Annotated in this window: 13 protein-coding genes and 1 tRNA gene; 11 read left to right on the forward strand and 3 right to left on the reverse strand. The window is 60.0% G+C overall.

From position 1 onward, the window contains the following. Positions 1-6 precede the first annotated feature (6 nt). On the forward strand, positions 7-687 hold the full coding sequence (locus tag Q5Q88_RS01980) for a copper homeostasis protein CutC (RefSeq protein WP_294122289.1): 681 nt from the start codon (positions 7-9) through the stop codon (positions 685-687). On the opposite strand, the gene Q5Q88_RS01985 is transcribed toward Q5Q88_RS01980, so the two are convergent. Further along, the gene (locus Q5Q88_RS01985) at positions 674-1,693 is read right to left on the reverse strand and encodes a bile acid:sodium symporter family protein (RefSeq protein WP_118654125.1); all 1,020 of its coding nucleotides are present in this window, start codon (positions 1,691-1,693) and stop codon (positions 674-676) included. The genes Q5Q88_RS01980 and Q5Q88_RS01985 overlap by 14 nt on opposite strands. 317 nt (positions 1,694-2,010) lie before the next feature. Between Q5Q88_RS01985 and recJ the strand changes: the two genes are divergently transcribed. Both recJ and Q5Q88_RS01995 read left to right on the forward strand, forming a co-directional pair. Further along, a complete protein-coding gene (gene recJ, locus Q5Q88_RS01990; RefSeq protein WP_302741498.1) occupies positions 2,011-5,373 on the forward strand; it encodes a single-stranded-DNA-specific exonuclease RecJ in 3,363 nt (1,120 codons plus the stop codon). Between the two features lie 76 nt (positions 5,374-5,449). Further along, a complete protein-coding gene (locus tag Q5Q88_RS01995) occupies positions 5,450-7,756 on the forward strand; it encodes a bifunctional (p)ppGpp synthetase/guanosine-3',5'-bis(diphosphate) 3'-pyrophosphohydrolase (RefSeq protein ID WP_118654141.1) in 2,307 nt (768 codons plus the stop codon). Between the two features lie 206 nt (positions 7,757-7,962). On the opposite strand, the gene Q5Q88_RS02000 is transcribed toward Q5Q88_RS01995, so the two are convergent. Continuing rightward, positions 7,963-8,217 carry a hypothetical protein gene (locus Q5Q88_RS02000; RefSeq protein WP_118654127.1) on the reverse strand — a complete coding sequence of 85 codons (255 nt, stop codon included), beginning with the start codon at positions 8,215-8,217 and terminating at the stop codon, positions 7,963-7,965. 92 nt (positions 8,218-8,309) lie between these two features. Then, positions 8,310-9,230, reverse strand: a complete 921-nt coding sequence (locus tag Q5Q88_RS02005; RefSeq protein ID WP_158574845.1) for a helix-turn-helix transcriptional regulator — start codon at positions 9,228-9,230, stop codon at positions 8,310-8,312. Positions 9,231-10,365: 1,135 nt separating this feature from the next. Here Q5Q88_RS02005 and Q5Q88_RS02010 point away from each other — a divergent pair. The 8 genes from Q5Q88_RS02010 (at position 10,366) to rplT (ending at position 14,716) form a co-directional block, all read left to right on the forward strand. Continuing rightward, positions 10,366-10,533, forward strand: a complete 168-nt coding sequence (locus Q5Q88_RS02010; protein ID WP_158574846.1) for a hypothetical protein — start codon at positions 10,366-10,368, stop codon at positions 10,531-10,533. 35 nt (positions 10,534-10,568) lie between these two features. After that, the gene (locus Q5Q88_RS02015; RefSeq protein ID WP_118654129.1) at positions 10,569-10,997 is read left to right on the forward strand and encodes a hypothetical protein; all 429 of its coding nucleotides are present in this window, start codon (positions 10,569-10,571) and stop codon (positions 10,995-10,997) included. Between the two features lie 128 nt (positions 10,998-11,125). After that, positions 11,126-11,818, forward strand: a complete 693-nt coding sequence (locus Q5Q88_RS02020; protein ID WP_118654130.1) for an MBL fold metallo-hydrolase — start codon at positions 11,126-11,128, stop codon at positions 11,816-11,818. Between the two features lie 127 nt (positions 11,819-11,945). Then, the gene (gene fba / locus Q5Q88_RS02025; RefSeq protein ID WP_040361002.1) at positions 11,946-12,812 is read left to right on the forward strand and encodes a class II fructose-1,6-bisphosphate aldolase; all 867 of its coding nucleotides are present in this window, start codon (positions 11,946-11,948) and stop codon (positions 12,810-12,812) included. 208 nt (positions 12,813-13,020) lie between these two features. Further along, positions 13,021-13,106 (forward strand) — tRNA-Leu (locus Q5Q88_RS02030). Positions 13,107-13,486: 380 nt separating this feature from the next. Continuing rightward, positions 13,487-14,089 (forward strand): translation initiation factor IF-3, encoded by a 603-nt coding sequence (infC, locus tag Q5Q88_RS02035; RefSeq protein WP_118654132.1) that lies wholly within the window; start codon positions 13,487-13,489, stop codon positions 14,087-14,089. A gap of 27 nt (positions 14,090-14,116) precedes the next feature. Next, complete coding sequence (gene rpmI, locus Q5Q88_RS02040) at positions 14,117-14,314, forward strand: 50S ribosomal protein L35 (protein WP_006720997.1); 198 nt, start codon at positions 14,117-14,119, stop codon at positions 14,312-14,314. Positions 14,315-14,356: 42 nt separating this feature from the next. Next, complete coding sequence (gene rplT, locus Q5Q88_RS02045; protein WP_118654133.1) at positions 14,357-14,716, forward strand: 50S ribosomal protein L20; 360 nt, start codon at positions 14,357-14,359, stop codon at positions 14,714-14,716. The last annotated feature ends 279 nt before the right edge of the window (positions 14,717-14,995 follow it).

The following is a 14,995-nucleotide window of genomic DNA, read 5'->3' on the forward strand; positions in this document are numbered from 1 at the left end:
AGCGCCATGCTGTTCGAATACTGCGCCGAGAACTTCACCAACATCGAGGCCGCGCTGCGTGCCGGCGCCGGCCGCATCGAGCTGTGCGACAACCTGGCGCAAGGAGGCACCACGCCGTCGGCGGGCGTGATCGAGCAGGCGGTGGGCATCGTGCATGCCCACGAAGATGCCGAGGTGCGCGTGATCATCCGGCCGCGCAAGGGCAATTTCGACTATTCGAAGGCCGAGATGAAGGCCATGGAGACTGACATCCGCTATGCGGGCGCCAACGGCGTGGACGGCATCGTGATCGGGTGCCTCAAGCGTCGCTCCAAAGGCAAGGGCTTCGAGCTTGACGCAGATGCCACGACGCGCCTCATCAAGGTCGCGCGCGGCGTGGGCGAGATGCGCGGCCGCGACTTGGGCATCACGTTCCATATGGCGTTTGACGAGCTCGCGCCCGCCGAGCAGCTCGAGGCGATCGACGTCCTCGCCGGCCTCGGCGTCGACCACATCCTCACGCACGGCGGCGCCGCGGGCGCCCCGATCGAGGACAATTTCGATCAGCTCCGCGCCTGCATCGAGCGCGCAGCGGGACGCCTGGTCATCCTGCCAGGAGGCGGCATCACCCACCAGAACGCCGCACGCGTCGCCGAGGCGCTTGGCGTTGACGAGTTGCACGGTACGAAGATCGTCAAGCTCGGCTAGACGGGCCATGCCCCTTCGCCGACGCCCATCCGCGCCGCACGAGCTTGACCTCGGCGGCGCGTTCGCGTTCGGTGAGACGCGTCATGATGCGCCCAAAGATCGCGGCGAGGAGTTGCTGGAAGATGGTCCCGCACATGACGGGGAAGACCGCCTCGCCGGGGAAATACTGCGTCGCTATGACCGCGCCCGATGAGATGTTGCGGAGCCCGCAGTCAAACCCCATGGTCACGAGCGTGGAAAACGGTTGATTCAGCAGGCGCGCGGCGATCATGCCCCACAAAAAGCCTGTGCTTGCGAACAGTAGGATAAACAGGGCGACCCCTGCCCGCTCCCAGGTCATATTCAGGACGTACTCGCTCAGCTCCGTTGAGTTCGCGGTGATGATGACGACGAGCAGAACCTTACACAGCGGGTCGATGACGGGGGAGAGCTTCTCGTGCCCCCAGCCGCGCGAGAGGTCGTTCACCGCCATGCCGGCAAGGGCCGGCAGCGCGATCATGAACACCATGTTGACCATCATGCCGATGGTGTCCATCTGGATGGTCGCGCCCATGAGGACGCTGAGTGTGAACGGGATGGAGAACGGCGAGAGCACCGTCGAGACGAGGATGGCGCTGAGCCCAAGCGCCGTGTTGCCCGAGAACATGCCGACCCACATGAAGCTGACGATGCCGATGGGCACGCTGTATTCCAGCAGAACTCCGGTGATGATCTGCGTGTCCCCGGCGAATAGGATCGACGCCATGCCGAATGCAACAACCGGCATGAACACAAGCGTGACGCCGAGTATGACCAAGAGGGGGAGGGGATGCCGCACCGTCTCGGCGAGTTGGCGGAAGGTGTTGTTGAGCGATCCCTGGAAGGTCATGAAGGCGAAGAGGAACGGGACGACCGTCTCGATGGGGCCGAACACCCCGGGGAACAGGACGCCCGCGGTGACGCAGAGCGGGACAATGAAGGGCATTCGCGCGCCAATCGCCTTCCCCAGTCGTCTCCATGCGCCCATGCTGCTCCTTTCGCCGCCTCCTATGGGTACCCAAGCATAGTCCGTACGCGTTACAGGGTTGTTACGACCCAAGGCGATGCGCATGTCGAATATGCGTCGACGCTTGTCTTTACGGGAGCATCTCCGCCGCCTGCCGGGAAGGAGACGTTTTGTCGAGTCACGCGTGTATACTGGGAGACGTTCAAAACGCACGCCCGCCGCAGCGGGCAATCATCAAGGATTTGATCTTATGTCGAGCGTGATCCGCATCGGCCGCGCATTCGCTGCAAGCGGCCCCACCCATTCGTCCCTCCTTTCTTTGGGAAAGGAGGATGGCCATGGCATCGCTTAAGACGACTCATCACTGGTGCGTGGCGGCAAGCGATCCCAAGCTTGAGGGCGAGCTCGCCGCGGGGCTGGACGTGGCGCCGCTCGTGGCGCGCATCATGGTCGCCCATGGGATCCGCTCGGTTGAGGAGGGTCGCCTGTTCCTCACTCCCTCGCTGGAAAGGGACTGGGCGGATCCCCTTATCATCCCCGGCATGGCCGAGGTGGCGGATCGTGTGGAGCGGGCGGTGCGGAGCAGCGAGCCCATCGCCGTGTTCGGCGACTTCGACGTCGACGGCATCACGTCCACCTGCCTGCTCACCGAGGCTTTGCGCGCGCTCGGTGCGCGTGTCCAGCCCTTCATACCTCATCGATTCGACGAAGGCTACGGCTTGACCTGTCAGGCCCTCGACCGCGTGATCGAGGCGTGCTCGCCATCGCTCGTCATCACGGTCGACAACGGCATTGCCGCTCGTGATGAGGTGGGCTACCTCACGGAGCGAGGCATCGACATCGTGGTGACCGATCATCACGAGCCCGCCGACCTTGTGCCCCAGGGCATTCCCGTCACCGACCCGAAGATTGACGGGCGAGGCCCCAGCCGCGAGCTCGCCGGCGTCGGCGTTGCCCTCAAATTGGTGCAGGTCCTGGGATCGCGGCTGGGCATGCCCGAGCTATGGCGTTCGTTTACCGAGGTCGCCGCCCTCGGAACGGTGAGCGACATGATGCTTCTTACGCCCGAGAACCGCGCGCTGGTGGCAGACGGTATTGCCCACATGCGCACAACGACAAGGCCCGGTTACGTCGCGCTCGCGGCGGTGACCAGAACGGACCTCTCTGCCATCACCGCCGATGGGCTTTCGTTCTCGCTCATTCCGCGCTTGAACGCCGCCGGACGCATGGCCGACCCCACCCTGGCGCTCGACCTGCTTATGGCCCGTGACCCCGATGAAGCGGCGTCGCTTGCCTCGCGCCTTGAGGAGATCAACCAGGAACGCCGCACCATCGAGGCAGAGCTCACCGAGCAGGCTGAGGAGCTCGTCGAGAGGACGTATGACGGCGGCCGTTGCATCATCGTGGGCGGCGAGGGGTGGCATGAGGGCGTGAAGGGCATTGTGGCGAGCAGGCTGGTCAACCGCTACCACGTACCGGCCCTTCTGTTCTCGATTGAAGACGGCATTGCCCGCGGCTCCGGTCGCTCCGTGGGTAACGTGAACCTCTTCGAGGCGGTCGAGAAGTGCTCGGACCTGCTCATTCGTTTTGGCGGTCATGCCGGTGCGGTGGGCGTGACGTGTGTCGCGGAAAATCTCGATGCGCTGCGCGAACGGCTCGATGCGGTGCTCGCGGAACTCCCGCGGGAAGATTTCGAAGACCGCGGCGAGGTGGCGGCGACGGTGCGCCTCTCGGAACTTGATATCGACACCATTCGCCAGATCGGCATGCTCGAGCCATTCGGGCAAGGCAACAAAGTGCCCCTGCTCGCTGCTTGCGGTGTCACCATGTGCGATCGTGCCGTGGTGGGCAAGACGGGCGACCATATGCGGTTCGTGGCGACCGATGGCGCCGCGAGCGTTCCGGCCATCATGTTCCGCGTCGCGCAAGTCGACGCGCTCGTCAACTGCGATACGGTGGTCGATCTCGTCTTCGAGGCGGTCGCCGAGTGCTGGCAGGGCCGCGTCAAGCCCAAGCTCATGGTCAAGGATATCCTCTGCCGGTCGTGCTCCGACGGCGGGCGCGTGGGGCTGCCCGAGCTTCCGCCCCTCTCGTGCGACGCTTCGACGGCCCAAAACCCCCTCACCGACGGCACGCCATGTGCGGCACCCGCCGCCGAGGTGCCCGTACCGGTTGACGCCGACCGTCGCGCCGCCCTGGCTCGACTGCCGTATGACCAGCTCACGCGCTCACTCATCCATACGATGATTGGTTCCGCCACTCCGCATCGCGCGCAGCTCGAGGCCCTCGACGCCCTCAAGAGCGGTCGCAACACCCTTGCCGTCATGGGCACGGGCCGGGGCAAATCGCTCATCTTCCATGTGCATGCCATGCGCGAAGCAATCGCCAATGGCATGGTGAGCGTGTTCGTCTACCCGTTGCGCGCCCTCGTGGCCGACCAGTCGTTTCACCTCACCTCAACGCTCGCCAAACTCGGCGCGCGCGTCGGCGTGCTTACGGGAGAGACCCCATCGGCTGTTCGCGACCGCCTGTTTAACCAGCTTGTCGCTGGCAAAATCGATATCGTCCTCACCACGCCCGAGTTCCTCTCCATTCATCGCGACCGTTTCGCCGTCTCGCGCCGCGTTGGGTTCGTCGTCGTGGACGAGGCACATCACATGGCGGGAGCAAAGGGCGGGGACCGCGCCGCATACCTCGATTTTCCAGCGATTTTGGACCAGTTGGGCGCCCCCCGTGTCCTTGCCGCGACCGCGACGGCATCGACGGACGTCGCGACCGAGATTTGCCGTCTTGCTCGCATCGACAACGTCGTCGTTGACGCCGCCATACGCGACAACCTCGATCTCGATGACGAGCGTGATCTCTCCAGTCGCGAGAACCGTCTGGTCTCCATCGTCGCCACCGGGGAAAAATGCGTGGTGTACGTCAACTCGCGCGACCAGTCCGTCGCGCTTTGCCGTACGCTGCGCCGACGCGTGCCGGAATTGGGGGAGCGCATCGCCTTTTACAACGCCGGTCTCAGCCGGGCCGATCGCGCCGTCGTCGAATCGGCGTTTCGTGACGGTGCACTCACCTGCATCGTCTCCACATCTGCGTTCGGCGAGGGCGTGAACCTGCCCGATATCCGCCACGTGGTGCTGTACCACATGCCCTTTGGTTCTACCGAATTCAACCAGATGAGCGGTCGTGCTGGACGCGATGGTGCCCCGGCTCGCATCCATCTGCTTTACTCGCGTCGCGACGCCCGCATCAACGAGCGGCTGCTCGATGCCGCCGCCCCCGAACGCGGGGAGCTCGTTACGCTGTACCGTGCGCTCCAGACCATGTGGCGTCGCCATCGCGGTGAGGCGTCCGGGGCGCCCCTGAGCGCCAGCGACCTCGATATCGCCCAGATGTGTCTGGCCATCGACGCGCGTACACCGGTGGATGAGCGCGCGGTCCCGCATGGGCTTGCGATCTTCGAGGAGCTCGGCTTTGCCCGCGTGGCCGGCGACGAGCGTTCCCGTCAGGTCGAGATGGTCGAGAATCCCGGGCACGTGGACCTCGATCGCTCGATTAGGTACCTCGAGGGCATCCACGCCCGCATGGAATTCTCCGCATTTAGGGACTGGGCTCTCACCGCCTCCGCCCGTGATATGCTGACACGCGTGAACCGTCCAATAACCCCGCAGGTGAGCGAGGGAGGTACCATCGATGGATAAACAGCCGATTGCAACGCGGCAACCCAAGGCCACGGAATGGAAACAGGGCTCCGAGCCCTTGCGCCCGAGCGCCGAAATGGTGCACTACGCTCATGCCGACGACCTTCCCACCGAGTTCATGGCGGACAATTTCGACAAGCTCGCGAACCTGGTGGGCAGGTACATGGGCAAGGAGGATTGCGACCTGGTCGAGCGGGCGTACTGCTTTGCCGCCGAGAAGCACTGTGCACAGAAGCGCCGCAGCGGCGAGGCGTACATCAATCATCCCGTCGAGGTCGCGATAATCCTGGCGGAACTCAAGATGGATTGCGACGTGGTGTGCGCCGCACTGCTGCACGACACCGTCGAGGACACGACGACGTCTTTGGATGATGTGACCACGTATTTTGGCGAGACGGTCGCGGAGCTCGTCGACGGCGTGACCAAGCTCACCAACATCGACGTGGACACCATGGATGAGAAGCAGGCGCTCAACTTGCGCAAGATGTTCCTCGCCATGAGCCGCGATATCCGCGTGGTCATCGTCAAACTCGCCGACCGCCTGCACAACATGCGCACCTTGGCGGCGCTTCGCGAGGATCGCCGCCTGTTCAAGGCGCGCGAGACCATGGACGTGTATGCCCCGCTCGCCGACCGCTTGGGCATGAGCTCAATTAAATGGGAGCTCGAGGACCTTTCCTTCTTCTACCTGGAGCCCGAGGCCTATCAGCGCATCGCCCGCATGGTGAGCGAGAGCCGCGAGGTTCGCGAGCGCTTTTTGGCCGAGACTATCAAGGCGCTCGATGACGAACTAAGGGGTGTGGGTCTCACCGGGTATCAGATCGCCGGTCGCTCTAAGCATTATTGGTCGATCTATCAGAAGATGAAGCGCAAGGGTAAGGAGTTCTCCGAGATCTACGATTTGGTGGCCCTGCGCGTCATCACCAACTCGATTGCGGACTGCTATTCCGCCCTCGGCGCCGTCCACTCGCTGTGGACGCCCATGCCGGGGCGCTTTAAAGACTATATCAACATGCCCAAGGCGAATAACTACCAGAGCCTTCACACCACGGTCATCGGTCCCACGGCGCGCCCGCTTGAGATTCAGATCCGCACGTACGAGATGCACGAGCAAGCCGAATACGGCATCGCCGCGCACTGGCTCTATAAGCGCTCGGGTGGTTCGAGTGCGGTCAAGGCAACGAGCGCCCAGCGCCTCGACGACCAGATCAACGCCCTCAAGCGCAGCCTCGACTGGGCGGCCAACGACGAGATTGACGATCCCAAGGAGTTTCTCCACTCGCTCAAGGTCGACCTCTACGACCAAGAGATCTTCGTCTTCACCCCCAAGGGCGAGGTCATGAACTTGCGCATGGGATCCACTCCGCTCGACTTTGCCTACTCGGTACATACCGAGGTCGGTAACCATTGCGTGGGCGCCAAGGTCAACGGCGCCGTGGCTCCGCTTACGCACACGCTCGCCATGGGCGATCGCGTCGAGATCCTCACCAATAAAAACGCCAAGCCCTCGCGCGACTGGCTGAACATCGTCAAGACGCCGAGCGCCAAGTCCAAGATCCGCCGTTACTTCGCTGCGGCGACCAAGGACGAGGACGCCACGGCCGGTCGCGAGATGCTCGCCCGCGACCTTCGCAAACGCGGATACGGCATCTCCACGCCGCGTTCGACGCGCGCGCTCAACGCCGTGGCGAGCGACATGAACTACAAGGCGCTTGAGGACCTGTTCGCCGCGGTGGGCGCCGGCAAGGTGCAGCCGCGCGCCGTGGGCAATAAAGTCCAGGCAATCCTCGACCCGCAGCCGCAAAACCCCGCCGAGGCCAAGGCAGAGGCCATCGCCAGCGTAGTGCATCAGCCCCCGCGCACCGGTGGTCAGTCCAAGCGTGCCAAGAAGGGCAGCAACGGCGTGCTCGTGGAGGGCGCCGACGGAGACGGCATGCTCGTTCGCCTAGCGCATTGCTGCAACCCCGTCGCGGGCGACGATATCGTGGGCTTCATCACGCGTGGCCGCGGCGTGTCGGTGCACCGAGCCAACTGCCCCAACGTCAAGGGGCTTATGGAGCATCCCGAGCGCATGATCGGCGTGAGCTGGGATACGGGCGCCGATGCCTTGTTCCAGGTCGAGGTCGTGGTCGAGTGCATCGATCGCATGGGGCTGCTCAAGGACGTCACCATCGCCATCGGCGACGCGGGCGGCAACATCCTCTCCGCCGCCACCTCGACCAGTCGCGAGGGCATCGCGACCCTGCGGTTCCTCATCGAGATTTCCGACGCGAGCCGCCTCGACCCGCTGCTCGCCGCCATCGGCGCGGTCGAGAGCGTCTACGACGCCCGCCGTCTCATGCCGGGTGAGGGCAATAAGACCATGAAGCGCAGGTCGCGCTAACCGCTCTTCGATTACCAAGAGAAGGTGCGAACCCCCGTGCAGGTAACGACTTTACCGTCATTTGTCTTGGAGAAAACAAAGCGGTAGACTCCCGGGCCGACGTTTGTCCATTCGGCTCGGGAATATCCGTTTCGCTTCAACGTGGCCGATCCAATATACGATGTGCCGCGGTAGAGCTTGACGGTGAAGGTGCCACTTGATGGAGATTAGGCTGTGAGTTCAACTCCCATGTTCTGACCCGAGAAGTGCTCGGCGGTAAGGCTCTTGGAAGTCAGGAGTGCGAATGACGTATTGATTCTAAGTGTTTCGACAAGATTGTCCGGGCGTTTCGTCATTGGCGTCTCGTAGATATGGGCTGTCATGGGAATGCTGGCTTGTGCTGCCGCCTGTTGCGGGCATAACCCAAAGACGGATGCTGCCATCAATATGAGTGCTGCTGCATTTGCGACAATGTGTCTCATTGTCCCTCCAAATGTAGAGAGCCGATATTGCTCCAACTATGCCCTTTTGTCCCACAACAGATGTGTAAGCAATGGGGTGCAAATCGTCCTATTTAATGTGTGGGGATATTTATTAATTCTCTCAACTCTTCCACGCTGTGGACACCGAGTTTTTTAAACGTGCGGCGCCTATAAGATTTGACGGTATTCGTCGTGGTGCTTCGCGTTTCGCAAATCTCTTTGACGCTCATTCCTTTTGCCAAGTCGAGAACTATATTCGCTTGAAGGCCTGTAATGCCGTATTCGCTGAGCAGTAGCATTCCGTCTGCTTCCTGTGCCTTCTCTGTTTGCCTGTCGAGCCGGAGTGCCCCATATTGCCTGAAGAAGGTGAGCAGGGCCATGCCACAAACGATGAAATTGAGAATTAAGGGTAGCCCCCAGAGTTCGTAATAGGTCCCGACAATGGGAGAGAGGATTAGCCCTATGCCCGAGTAATAGGGAACCGCGACGAGGGACGTCGCCCTCTCTTTGTTTTTGCCGCACATGTGAAGTAATCCGAAAAGAAGCGCCGTACAAATAAAAAGTGAGCAGACGGTCAATAGACCCAAGTACAGTTGGGCCCCTATCACAACAAAGGCAGAGAGGCTGTAGAGCGATATAGCGATTTCTGTCGGCGTCTTCGCTGGGGCACGGGAAGGAAAGCACTTGGTCGGAGATGACATGAAAGCGAGGCTGTAAACCTGCAGCAATACCCCTGCGCCCCAGATGAAGTAGTAGCTTGCCTGAAATATCTGGTCTCCATTTGGGAGGGTTATGGTGTCCGACAGAGTGGATGTGATGACGATAAGGGCTGCTAGCAGGCTAATCGCCAGACATTTCCAAGAAAGATGATTGTTTGCCGGCGGGTCTGCGGGGTTGTCGAGGTGGATTTTCCCGTCCCGGACAAGCCTCTCAAGATCCGTGTGCGCAGATATATTGAGCTTTTTTCGAGCGCGTGAGCGAAGGGTGGATATCGTTCCTGGTGCAATTCCCATTGCGTCGCTGGTCGAGTGCGTTTTCTCACCCAGTAAGTCGCGAGCGATAACTTCGTTCTCCCTGGCGAGAGCGATGTCGCCGCGTCGCCGGAGAGATGAGGTCGCTGTTCGGTGGGATGCGTCTTGCAACGCCGCTTGCGCAGCTGTATGCGTTGATGGCAGGCGAGCCCCAAAAGGAATGCTGGAGGGAGGACCCAAAACCATACATTTACTTGATTGTCGAACAGGCCGCTGGAAAAACCATAGGTGAGCGCAATGCCGTTTACAAGGAAGCTCGATACTCGATAAACGAGCATTCCGGACATGAGCCACAAGGGTTCAAAGACCAATTGGTTGTCCTCGTGTAGGCTATGTTTGAGCTTGAGGAACAATGCGAGCCCACAGAGGAAGGACAGCACAATCGTCCAAAGCGGATTGTTCTGAGGAAGAAAAAGAGTCGCCTTGTCGTAGAGGAAGAACAAAGCGTAGGCGAGCAGGAATGATCTTGGCCCGCTTGCCGAAGCCGTCTCATGAGAATGTGCCTGCAGGAAGATTGCCCAGCATATCAAAGATGAGGAATAGCTAAATGCTACGCAGAGACTGAGCAGGTTCTCGACCTCAGGGGGGATTGCATATGCTAGAAACGCTTCAGAGCAGAGGATGGACGCGCTTTCGGCGATGACGAAGACTTAAGCAGAAGCGTGGCCCAAGCGGCTTATGAGAGGCTGATATTTGAGATTGGTCTTTATTGCCTTGCTGCAAAAGGGCAATGCGCCAAGTGCGATGCAGAGAGGGACGATTTCTGTGTTGGAGGATGAGATCGAGAGCGTCGGATTATATGCAGCTCTGGGGAAGCAAATAAGAACGGCGGTCCACAAGCTCAGTGAAAGTTTCTCGTTCATTTGAAAGCTCGATTCGTCAAGCGATTCAGCTTATTATTCGAAAAAGTGTATCAGAAGATAGCGAAGCCTAATTTCATATGAATTGCACCCCCATTGTTGACAAATGAAACGCCTCTGGAGTGCAAGGATGTATATGGGTTCAATAAACGGAGCATGGGGAGTTGAGATGCTCGGGGAGAGAAACAAACGTCTTAGAGTCGGGGCGGGTATGCCCGCGAAAATGCCTTGCTTTGTCTTTCGAAGATTGGACGATCATGAGTAATGTCGCCCATCATGCCGACATGTACATCATCATGAAGCATTGGTACTGCGATGTTCCCGAGATGATCACGCGCAAGGACTTCTATCTCTATTCTGACGCCGCTTGCACAAAACTGGTTAAGAGCTGGAGTGTTGAGGCGCCTGTCGGGGTAACTAGGTAAAAGGTACTTGCCCCGAAACGAGGAGGCGATTTCGGATGAAGCCAATGGGCGCTGCAATGAGACGGGTCATCGCCGTTGCTCTTGTCGGCTCAATCGCGTTGTGGGCCGGGTTCATCTACGTGAACTTGTTGTGGCAAGGTGATCGTATGCTGGCTTCAATTGTCGTCTTTGCGGTTTGCGGTGGAGTGAGCGCCCTGCCAATCACCCGCTTTGCCAAGGAAGACGCCAAGGCGGATGCTGGCCGCTTCGTAAACAAGCTGAAGAGTGATGGAAGATACTTCTTCCGAGTGTTTGCCATTTCGGGACTGCTATGCATGGGGGCTTCATTCAGAATCGATGCTCTGGGCGATGAGATATGGCTTTTTCAGCTCGGAATGTGGATTGAGGCAGTGAGTGCTTGGATAAGGGGCTATATCTCTCTTGTGGGTTTCTGGTATACGCCTCGCGGGTATCGAGGGGTGTGAATTTGGTTTTCGCCCACTCGGAGTGTCAGCTCGATTTAGGATGGCGTAGGATAATCGAATGAATGTCGAGGCGGGACTCGAAGTCTCGCCTCGATTGTTTTTACGCATGCCGCGAAGGAGTTGTAGATATGAAGCTCGATCTCGAGAAGAGGGGGTCGCTCGCCATCCATTGCGTGGTGAACGGGCCAATCCAGACGAACACGTACTTCGCCGTGAGCAAGGGCGAGGCTGCCATCATCGATCCCGCATGGGACGGGGAGAAGCTCGCCGAGGTCTTTGCCGAGCGCTGTCCCGATGCTCGCGTGAGCGCCATCATCTGCACGCACGGCCACGCTGACCATATCGGTGGCGTGGCGGGTCTGCGCCGCGCGCTCGGACCGGATGTGCCGTTCATGATCTCCGCGGCAGACAAAGATTTCATGGCGGGGGCGATCGAGAGCATGCGCGAGATGTGGGGGTTCGACCACGAGATGCCGCCCACTCCCGACCGTCTGCTCAACGAGGGGGACACGTTTGAGTTCGGTGACGTTGTCCTGCAGGTCATGGCCACACCGGGCCACACTCCCGGCGGTATCGTGCTTTTCTGCGCGGCGACTACGGGTGACGTGGCGTTTGTGGGTGACACGCTGTTCCCTGGCGCGCATGGCCGCACCGATCTCGAAGGCGGTAATGAGAAACAGGTGATAGACTCGCTCGGCAAGATGGGCACGTTCCTGCCCGCCGATACTTTGTGTCTCATCGGCCACAACGACACGACCACCATTGCGCGTGAGCTCGAGACGAACCTCTTTATGCGCCGCGGCTTGCGCCATTATCGGTGAGCGCGTGGGCTCAACATCGGCTCGATGTGTCGAGCTGGCTAACGTCCCAATGCTCGTTTAGATGAGCCGTTCGCGTGGTAAAATGCAGACGTTTACCGTTCAGAGTATGGACAATGGGAGGTCCAATATGCTCGTCAATGCAGCTCAGATGCTCAAGGATGCCGAGGCCGGTCACTACGCTCTCGGCGCGTTCAACACCAACAACCTCGAGTGGACCCTGGCTATTCTCCAGGCTGCCGAGGAGGCCAAGTCTCCGCTGATCCTTCAGTGCACCGCCGGTGCCGCTAAGTGGATGGGCGGTTTCAAGGTCTGCGCCGACATGGTCAAGGCTGCCGTCGAGGCCACGGGCGTTACCGTTCCCGTCGCCCTTCACCTCGATCACGGTTCTTACGAGGACTGCTTCAAGTGCATCGAGGCCGGCTTCACGTCCATCATGTATGACGGCTCTCACGAGGAGACCTTCCAGCTTAACCTCGACCGCACCAAGGAGCTCGTTGAGCTTGCCCACTCCAAGGGCATGTCCATCGAGGCCGAGGTCGGCGGCATTGGCGGCACCGAGGACGGCGTGACCTCCAACGGCGAGCTCGCTGACCCCGCTGAGTGCAAGCAGATTGCGGACCTGGGCGTTGACTTCCTCGCCTGCGGCATCGGCAACATTCACGGCGTGTACCCCGCCGACTGGGCCGGTCTTTCCTTCGAGCGTCTTGGCGAGATCAAGGCCGAGACCGGCGACCTGCCCCTCGTTCTGCACGGTGGCACCGGCATCCCCGAGGATCAGATCAAGAAGGCCATCTCCCTGGGCATCTCCAAGATCAACGTCAACACCGACCTGCAGCTCGTCTTCGCCAAGGGCGTCCGCGAGTACATCGAGGCTGGCAAGGATCAGCAGGGCAAGGGCTTCGACCCCCGCAAGCTCCTCAAGCCCGGTCGCGACAACATCGTGGCCCGCACCAAGGAGCTCATGGAGGAGTTCGGTTCCGTCAACAAGGCGTAACGTTTTAGGTCACTGACCAGTTGGGGCGCCCGGCTTCTTTCCACGCAAACGTCCTCGGGGAATCTCTTGTCGATTCCCCTGCGGAATGTTTGCTTAGGGAAGAAGCCGGGCGCCCCTTTCGTAGCCAGACCAGTTGCGCAAGCGCTTTAGTCGGAATCTCGCAACATGGGTGTGATTGCTGTGGTACCATAGCTGAGCGTGATTACGTGCCCGAGTGGCGGAACGGCAGACGCAGGGGACTCAAAATCCTCCGCTGGCGACAGCGTGTGAGTTCGAATCTCACCTCGGGCACCATGCATGGCACGTGATACGTGGATGCAGAGCGCAGTTCAGCAATGAGCCGAACTCACGCGAGTGTCCGAGCGTTAAGCAAACAGGCCCGTGGCCTGTTTGTAGCGAGGCCGCGAAGGCTTTGGCCTGAGCGGATGTGGACGCCGCAAGGCGGCCGCTTCGAATCTCACCTCGGGCACCACATCCATTGCTCGTGAGGAAAGCATGGAGTAGACGCTCCCGTGCTATCATTCTCGAGTCGCTGGTTTTCCAGCAGGAAAGCGGGATCTGAGGGTCCCCACCTTTCGGCACCATTGGGTAGCTGTCTGGTCGCACAACCGAACGCTTGCACTCACGCTACAATTTGCGTGAAATCGAGCAAAAGCTGTCGACCCGGATACCACATGGTTCCGGGTTTATTTGTACGAGTGCAAGAAGGAGGTATCGAGATAGCTAAGTCTGATGACACCCGCATCAACGATGAGATTCGCGCTCCGCGCGTTCGTCTTATCGGCGTCGATGGATCGCAGCTCGGTCTGTTCGACACACGTGATGCGCAGCGCATCGCCGATGACCAGAACCTCGACCTGGTGGAGATCGCTCCCAACGCGGATCCGCCGGTTTGCAAGGTCATGGATTACGGCAAGTTCAAGTACCAGCAGGCCATGAAGGCCAAGCAGGCTCGTAAGAACCAGTCCAAGATCGAGGTCAAGGAAATGAAGTTCCGACCCAAGATCGACGTGGGCGATTACGAGACCAAGAAGGGTCACGTCCTGCGCTTCCTCAAGAAGGGCGCGCGCGTCAAGATCACCATCATGTTCCGAGGCCGCGAGATGGCGCATCCGGAGCAGGGTCTGAACGTGCTCGAGCGTCTTGCCGAGGATCTCAAACCGTTCGCTACGGTCGAGTCCCAGCCCAAGCTGGAAGGCCGTAACATGCTCATGCTGCTCGCCCCCATCAAGGGCGCCTTCGATAACGAGGGCGAATCCGAGCCGAGCGATAAGTAGTCAACCAGGTATCAGAAGGAGAGTTCCATGCCTAAGATGAAGACCCACAGCGGCAGCAAAAAGCGTTTCCGCCGCAGCGGCACGGGCAAGATCATGCGCGCCAAGGCCTACAAGAGCCACATCCTGACCAAGAAGTCCACCAAGCGCAAGCGCGGCTTCCGTCAGGAGACCGAGCTCGCCGCCGCCGACGCCAAGGTCATCAACGCCCGCCTCGCCGGCCGTTAATCCATCCTTTCCGCTGTTATCTCATTTAGGAGTTGATTAGATATGGCACGTGTCAAGCGCGCTGTGAACGCCAAGAAGAAGCGTCGTACCGTCCTTAACCGCGCAAAGGGTTATTACGGTCAGGCATCCCGTTCCTATAAGTACGCCAAGGAGCAGGTGCAGCACTCCCTCCAGTACCAGTACCGCGATCGCCGCAACAAGAAGCGTGAGATCCGCAGCCTCTGGATCACCCGTATCAACGCCGCCGCCCGCATGAACGACATCTCCTACTCCCAGTTCATGCACGGCCTGAAGCTCGCCGGCATCGAGCTCGACCGCAAGGTCCTCGCTCAGATGGCCTACGAGGACATCGAGTCCTTCAACGAGCTCGCCACCATCGCCAAGAAGGCTCTTGAGGCCTAAGTGCGTTTCTACGGGATGTCCCATGGGGCATCCCGTTTCTTTTTACGATGGATACCCGATCGAAACAGGGTATATATCCCGTACAGATGACCGCCGCATACATGTAATAGAACCGAATGGTCGTCATCTATATAGGGCGGAAGATCGCCCAAAGCTCCTTTTCATATAGGAGGTTAAGAGTTCCTGTTATGGAGGAAATGTGAAGTAGCGATTCTCGCTTCACAGCCCCTCCGACTCTGGCAATATATCTCCTTGCCGCGCGGGTGGCCGAGTGAAGAC

Origin of the sequence: uncultured Collinsella sp., from assembly GCF_959026545.1 — a bacterium.
In the GTDB taxonomy this organism is placed as follows: domain Bacteria; phylum Actinomycetota; class Coriobacteriia; order Coriobacteriales; family Coriobacteriaceae; genus Collinsella.

Excerpts from the sequence above, each read along its gene's own strand:
- Q5Q88_RS01980 (WP_294122289.1), top strand. The coding sequence starts at position 7 with ATGCTGTTCGAATACTGCGCCGAGAACTTCACCAACATCGAGGCCGCG.
- Q5Q88_RS01985 (WP_118654125.1), bottom strand. The coding sequence starts at position 1,693 with ATGGGCGCATGGAGACGACTGGGGAAGGCGATTGGCGCGCGAATGCCC.
- recJ (WP_302741498.1), top strand. The coding sequence starts at position 2,011 with ATGGCATCGCTTAAGACGACTCATCACTGGTGCGTGGCGGCAAGCGAT.
- Q5Q88_RS01995 (WP_118654141.1), top strand. The coding sequence starts at position 5,450 with ATGGTGCACTACGCTCATGCCGACGACCTTCCCACCGAGTTCATGGCG.
- Q5Q88_RS02000 (WP_118654127.1), bottom strand. The coding sequence starts at position 8,217 with ATGAGACACATTGTCGCAAATGCAGCAGCACTCATATTGATGGCAGCA.
- Q5Q88_RS02005 (WP_158574845.1), bottom strand. The coding sequence starts at position 9,230 with ATGGGAATTGCACCAGGAACGATATCCACCCTTCGCTCACGCGCTCGA.
- Q5Q88_RS02010 (WP_158574846.1), top strand. The coding sequence starts at position 10,366 with ATGAGTAATGTCGCCCATCATGCCGACATGTACATCATCATGAAGCAT.
- Q5Q88_RS02015 (WP_118654129.1), top strand. The coding sequence starts at position 10,569 with ATGAAGCCAATGGGCGCTGCAATGAGACGGGTCATCGCCGTTGCTCTT.
- Q5Q88_RS02020 (WP_118654130.1), top strand. The coding sequence starts at position 11,126 with ATGAAGCTCGATCTCGAGAAGAGGGGGTCGCTCGCCATCCATTGCGTG.
- fba (WP_040361002.1), top strand. The coding sequence starts at position 11,946 with ATGCTCGTCAATGCAGCTCAGATGCTCAAGGATGCCGAGGCCGGTCAC.
- infC (WP_118654132.1), top strand. The coding sequence starts at position 13,487 with ATGGTTCCGGGTTTATTTGTACGAGTGCAAGAAGGAGGTATCGAGATA.
- rpmI (WP_006720997.1), top strand. The coding sequence starts at position 14,117 with ATGCCTAAGATGAAGACCCACAGCGGCAGCAAAAAGCGTTTCCGCCGC.
- rplT (WP_118654133.1), top strand. The coding sequence starts at position 14,357 with ATGGCACGTGTCAAGCGCGCTGTGAACGCCAAGAAGAAGCGTCGTACC.